At 71.4% G+C, this 6,119-nt stretch carries 5 protein-coding genes; 1 reads left to right on the plus strand and 4 read right to left on the minus strand.

The features are described 5' to 3' along the window. The coding region (locus L0P92_RS41140; RefSeq protein ID WP_234768253.1) for an RICIN domain-containing protein at positions 1–1,606 on the plus strand (1,606 nt) is incomplete at its 5' end. Positions 1,607–1,637: 31 nt separating this feature from the next. Here L0P92_RS41140 and L0P92_RS41145 read toward each other — a convergent pair. The 4 genes from L0P92_RS41145 to L0P92_RS41160 form a co-directional block, all read right to left on the minus strand. Next, complete coding sequence (locus tag L0P92_RS41145) at positions 1,638–2,624, minus strand: 2-hydroxyacid dehydrogenase (RefSeq protein ID WP_234768254.1); 987 nt, start codon at positions 2,622–2,624, stop codon at positions 1,638–1,640. After that, entirely contained in the window at positions 2,621–3,790 is a 1,170-nt protein-coding gene (locus tag L0P92_RS41150; RefSeq protein ID WP_234768255.1) for a lactate 2-monooxygenase, read from the minus strand. The genes L0P92_RS41145 and L0P92_RS41150 overlap by 4 nt, the downstream gene beginning before the upstream one ends. Positions 3,791–3,863: 73 nt before the next feature. Further along, positions 3,864–4,559, minus strand: a complete 696-nt coding sequence (locus L0P92_RS41155; RefSeq protein WP_234768256.1) for an alpha/beta fold hydrolase — start codon at positions 4,557–4,559, stop codon at positions 3,864–3,866. Beyond that, complete coding sequence (locus tag L0P92_RS41160; RefSeq protein ID WP_234768257.1) at positions 4,556–6,091, minus strand: purine-cytosine permease family protein; 1,536 nt, start codon at positions 6,089–6,091, stop codon at positions 4,556–4,558. Before L0P92_RS41160 ends, L0P92_RS41155 begins: the two co-directional genes overlap by 4 nt. Between the last annotated feature and the right edge of the window lie 28 nt (positions 6,092–6,119).

The raw sequence follows: 6,119 nt of genomic DNA on the forward strand, positions 1-6,119 counted from the left end.
CCACCCCCCTCGCCCTCCTTACCCGCCGCCCGGCGGGGTTCCGGAGGAATCCGACGAAGGTCTCGCCGCCCGGTTGCGGGGCCGTCCGGACGGTGAGGCCGCTCCGTCCGTCGCGCTGCTCATGGCGCGCCACTGGCAACCGGTCCACGCGTACGCGGAGATCTGCCTCGCCTCCCCGGAGACGGCCGCCGACATGGTCACCGCCGCCGCCTTCCATCAGGTCCTCGACCGCCTGGCGCTGGGCGAACCGGCCGCCGCGCTGCGTCCCCGGCTGCTCGTGGCAGTCCGGGACGCGGTCCGGCAGTGGTCGGCGGACGACCGAATAGCGGCTGTTCTGCCGGAGCTGGGGAAACCCGCGGGCGGTCGCGGTATGCGGACCGCGAAGTCCATGACGCCCGAAAATCGCAGGCTCGCCGATCGGTCTTTCCAGTCGCTTCCGGGACTTGCCCGCTGTCTGCTCTGGCATACCGAGGTCGAGGCCGAGCCGCTAAGCGTGCCCGCCGGTCTGTTGGGCATGGATACCGTTACCGCCTCGGCCGCACTCGAACAGGCGCGTGACAAATTCCGCGAAGGTTGTGTACATGCCCATCGGGAACTCGCGCCGACCAAGGATTGCCGGTTCTACAACCGTCTCCTCGACGTTCCGATTCGGCGAGGCGGAGCCTTGCTGCCGGATGTCCAGCAGCATCTGACGCAGTGCCGCTACTGCCGTAACGCCGCCGAACAACTGAGTCATTTCGAGGGCGGGTTGGGCGTGCTCATCGCCGAAGCGGTGCTCGGCTGGGGCGCGCGGCGCTATCTGGACACCAGACCCGGCCGTACGCGGTCCGCGGCGGCCCGCTCCCGTGGCTCCGCCCGGCACGGCGCGGCACGACGCCACCTGCTGTCCCGGATCCCCGTGCAGATCCGCCGCACACCCGGCGGACCGCGCTCCTCGCGGACGCTGCTCACGGGTGTGGGCGTGGCCTCGGCGGGGCTGATCGCGATCATGCTCGCCGCCGGACTGCTGTCGGACGACGACGGGGTCGACCCGGCCTCCTCCGCCACCGGCGGCAACACCGCGTCCCAGTCGCCGCCCGCGGTCTCCACCTCCCCGCCCGGCACCGCCCAACTCCCGGGCGCACCGCGCCAGACCAGGTTCCGCAACGCCGAAGCCGACCTGTGCCTCGACATCCGGGGCGAGCCGAAGGCCGGGGCCGGGACCGAGCTGGCCGAGTGCTCGGACGACGACACCCAGCAGTGGTCGTACAAGAAGGACGGCCTGCTGCGCAGCGTGGCGGACCCCGAGCTGTGCCTGGACTCGCACGTGGACGCCGGCGTGGTCATCCTCGGCAAGTGCGCCGACGACGACTCCGAGCGGGCCGACGACGTGCGCTACGACCTCACCGTGCAGGGCGAGTTGCTGCCCCGCTGGGACGACCGGCTCGCCCTCGCCCCCACCATCGCCGACAAGTCCGCCGACATCGTCGTCAAGGTCCGCGACGACTCCGAGGCACAGCGTTGGCTGACCGACCCGCCGACGTCGGCGAGCCCCGGCTCGCTGTCGAGCGCGGAGGTGGAGACGCCGGGGGTGCGGGCGGTGCGGGCGCGGGAGGAGAACGCGTAGGGGGCGGGCGCTCTGCTTGCCGGCGGGGCGCCTAGTTCACGGCGTCCCGAGGTGTCCCGCCCGTCAGGAAGTCCGTCACGTTCTGGACGGCTGCGAGGGCGATACGGACCAGGGTCTCGCGGGTGACGCCGCCGATGTGCGGGGAGAGCACCACGTTCGGGGCCCGCAGGAGGCGCAGGGCGGGGGTGGGCGGTTCGGGGTCGAAGACGTCGATGCCCGCACCGGCCACCGCGCCCTTCTCCAGCGCGTCGGCGAGGGCGTCCTGGTCGATCAGGGCGCCGCGCGCGGTGTTGATGACGAACGCCGTCGGCTTGAGGAGCGCGAGGCGCTCGGCGTTCAGGAGGTGCCGGGTCTCGTCGGTGAGCGGGGTGTGCAGGGAGACGTAGTCGGCGGTGCGCAGCAGTTCGTCGAGCGGGATGTGGCGGGCGTCGCCGAGGGCGGACTCCGTCTCGGGTGGCTGGCGGCGCCGCCCGGCGTAGACGACGCTCATGTCGAACGCGACGGCGCGGCGGGCGACTTCACGCCCGATCTGGCCCAGGCCCACGATGCCGAGCGTCTTGCCGGACAGTTCGGTCAGGGAGTGCTGGAGCCGGGGGAGCGCCCAGTCGGCCTCGAGGAGCGCGGTATGGGCGGGGATCAGCCGCTTGGCCAGGGCGAGCATCAGGGCGAAGGTCTGCTCGGCCACGTTCTGCGCCTCGGCACCGCTGGAACCGATGTTGCACACGCGTACGCCACGCTCGCGCGCCGCCGCCACGTCGACGTAGTCGAAGCCGTGGCTCGCGCACTGCACCAGCTCCAACTGCGGTGCGGCGGCGAGGTGTTCGGCGGTCATCGGGGCGAGCGCGGTGATGACGGCGTGCGCGGCGCGCAGGGCTGCCGGGTCCTCGTCGGCCGTCTCGACGACGGTGACGTGCGCATTCTCGGGGAACAGCGTGGCGAGCCCGGCGCCGATGTCACGGCCGCCCACGTGCGGCGAGATGACGGCGAGGACGTTCCTGGTGGCGTTCGGGGCGGTCATGCGGATTCCTCGATGAGGTCGGCGGGGCCGATCGTGGCGGGGGTGGCGTGGCCGGACAGGGCGAGGGTGAGATCGAGTTCGGCGAGCAGACAGCGGATGACGTGTTCGACGCCGGCCTGGCCGTCGAGGCCGAGCCCGTACGCGTACGGCCGTCCGACGAGCACCGCCCGGGCGCCGAGGGCGAGGGCCTTGAAGATGTCGTCGCCGGTGCGGATGCCGCTGTCGAAGAGGACGGTCAGCCGGTCGCCGACCGCCTCCACGACCCGGGGCAGGGCGTCCGCCGCGCCGATGGAGCCGGCCACCTGACGGCCGCCGTGGTTGGAGACGATCACCCCGTCCATCCCCGCGTCGGCCGCGGCGCGGGCGTCGTCCGGGTGCAGGATGCCCTTCAGGACGATCGGGCCGTCCCAGTTCACCCGCAGGAAGGCCAGGTCGGGCCAGGTCTTGGCGGGGTCCGAGAACATCCCGACGAAGTGCATCACGGCCGCGTTCGGATCCTCGTGCACCGGCTTGGCGAGGCCCGCCTGGAAGGCCGGGTCGGAGAAGTAGTTGGCGGTGCCCACGCCGTGCAGGAACGGCAGATACGCCTGGTCGAGATCGCGGGGCCGCCAGGCCAGCATCGGTGTGTCCAGGGTGACGACGAGCGCGGTGAAGCCGGCCGCCTTGGCCCGGCCGAGGAAACTCCGGGCCACCTCCGGGTCCTTCGGCCAGTACAGCTGGAACCAGCGCTCGGCGTCCCCCATCGCCTCCGCGACCTGCTCCATCGGGGTGCTGGACGCCGAGGAGAGGATGAACGGCACACCCTGCGCGGCGGCGGCCCGGGCAGCCGCGCACTCCGCGTCCGGATGCATGATCGACAGCACGCCGACGGGAGCGAGGGCCAGCGGGGCGGGCAGGGCGCGGCCCAGCACCTCGACGGACAGGTCCCGTTCGTGCACGTCCCGCAGCATGCGCGGCACGATCCGGCGTCGCCGCAGCGCCGCCCGGTTGGCGCGGGCGGTGCTGCCGTCGCCCGCGCTGCCCGCCACATAGCCGACGGGGCCCGGGCCCAGGCGCTGCTCGGTCAGCTCCTCCAGCCGGGTCAGATCGGTGGGCAGCCGGGGCACGGACCCCGTCATCCCGTTCAGATAGATCTCGTACTGGAAGTCCGCCCAGTGCTTGCCCATGCGTAGGCCCCGCCTCTCGTCAGTGAGAACGCGCTGTACGCCGACCATACCGACCGGTAGGCGGGGGAGTGGATCAGGGGGCGGTCACCGACTCGTGCAGGATGCGGGCCAGTTCGCGCGGCTGGGAGAACATCGGCCAGTGGCCGGTGTTCATGTTCACCAGCTCCCAGCGGTCGCTCTTGAGGAGTTCGGCGACCTCGTCGCTGGGCTCGGGCCAGTCCAGCAGACACTTGACATAGGTCGACGGCAGCTCGGCGAGCGGGCGGGTCACGACGGCCGGTTCGGTGAGCGAGGCGCCCGGATGGGGCGTCGAGTCGCGAACGATCCGGGCGATCTGCTCCTCGGTGAGGTCCTGGTCCGCCAGATCCTCGGCCGAGAAGGACGGCCAGAAGCCGTCGTTCGCCTCGATCGCCGCCCGCACCCCGTCACTCGGCCATCCCCACAGGAACGACTTCCCGTCGATCGGGACGCCCGCGTCGACGTACACCACCCGCGTCAGCCGGTCACCGATGTGCTCGGCGGCCTGCCCGACAGGTATGCCCGAGTAACTGTGCCCGACCAGCACCACGTCCCGCAGATCGAGGCGCTCCACCTCCTCGACGATGTCCCGCACATGGGTCTGCTGCCCGGCCGGTGTGCCCCGCTTCTCGGCCAGCCCGGACAAGGTCAGCGCACGCACCCCGTGCCCGGCCGCCCGCAACTCGGGCATCACCTCGTCCCACGCCCACGCACCCAGCTTCGCACCCGCCACCAGAACGAATTCAGTCATGAGGGCAAGCTAGCCGACGGCACTGACAACGCCCTCGGCCCGCTGATCGGCGGCACCGGCACCTCGACCGTGCGCGCGAGCCGCGCGCCCTGAGGCCCGTACACCGCCCGGGGTTCGGGGAACAGCCGCAACAGCGCCAGGAACAGCACCGCGGCCACGACCAGCGACAACGGCAGGCCGATGTCCACCCCGTTCGCGAGATCGCCCAGCGGACCGACGAACTGCCCCGGGATGTTGGTGAACAGCACGCCGATCACCGCCGCCACCCACCAGGCCGTCATGCCCCGCCAGTTCCAGCCGTGCGAAAACCAGTAACGGCCGCCGCGCTGACGGCGGTTGAAGACCTGGAGGGCCTCGGGGTCGTACCAGCCGCGCCGGGTCCAGTAGCCCAGCATCATCACGACCATCCACGGCGTGGTGCAGGTGATGATCATCGTGGCGAAGGTCGAGATCGACTGGACCAGGTTCAGCCCGAACCGCCCGACGAAGATGAACGCGATCGACAACGCGCCGACCAGCAGCGTGGCCTGCACCCGCGACAGTCGCGGGAACACCGAGGAGAAGTCCAGCCCGGTCCCGTACAGCGCGGTCGTGCCCGTCGCCATGCCGCCGATCAGCGCCAGCAGACACACCGGCAGGAAGTACCAGCCGGGCGAGATCGCCAGCAGCCCGCCGACGAAGTCGGGTGCCGCCGGATCGACGTACTGAGGAGCCTTCGTGGCGATGATGCTCGCGGTCCCCAGGCCGAAGACGAACGGCAGCAGCGTCGCGATCTGCGACAGGAACGCGGCGCCGATCACCCTGCGGCGCGGGGTGGACGCCGGGATGTAGCGCGACCAGTCGCCAAGGAACGCCCCGAACGAGACCGGGTTGGACAGCACGATCAACGCCGCGCCGATGAACGACGGCCAGAACAGCGACCGGGTCGCCGCGTCCGCGGAGTCCGTGAACACGCCCGCGTACGACGGGTCGAAGTCACCGGCGAAGGCGAACACGCCGATCAGGAACAGCACGCTCGCCGAGGGCACGGCGATCTTGTTGACGAACAGCATGAAGCGGAAGCCGTACACGCACACGGCGAGAACCAGCCCCGCGAACAGGGCGTAGGCCACGACGTACGACAGGTTGCCGCGCGTCAGGCCGAACAGCCGGTGCGCGCCGCCGACCAGGGCGTCGCCCGAGCTCCACACCGAGATGGAGAAGAACGCGACGGCCGTCAGCAGCGAGAGGAACGAGCCGACCACACGGCCGTGCACACCGAGGTGCGCGGAGGACGAGACGGCGTTGTTGGTGCCGTTGACCGGTCCGAACACCGCCATGGGGCACAGGATCAGCGCACCCGCGACGACCCCGAGGAGCGTGGCCGCGAGGCCCTGCCAGAAGGAGAGTCCGAACAGGATCGGGAAGGCGCCCAGCACACAGGTGGAGAAGGTGTTGGCGCCACCGAAGGCGAGGCGGAACAGATCCAGCGGACTCGCGTCGCGCTCGGCGTCCGGGATGCGGTCGACGCCGTGGGTCTCGACCTCGGTCAAGGAGGGCGCGGGGGAGGGGGGTTCGGGC

Source organism: Streptomyces muensis (assembly GCF_021474425.1).
In the GTDB taxonomy this organism is placed as follows: Bacteria; Actinomycetota; Actinomycetes; order Streptomycetales; family Streptomycetaceae; genus Streptomyces; species Streptomyces muensis.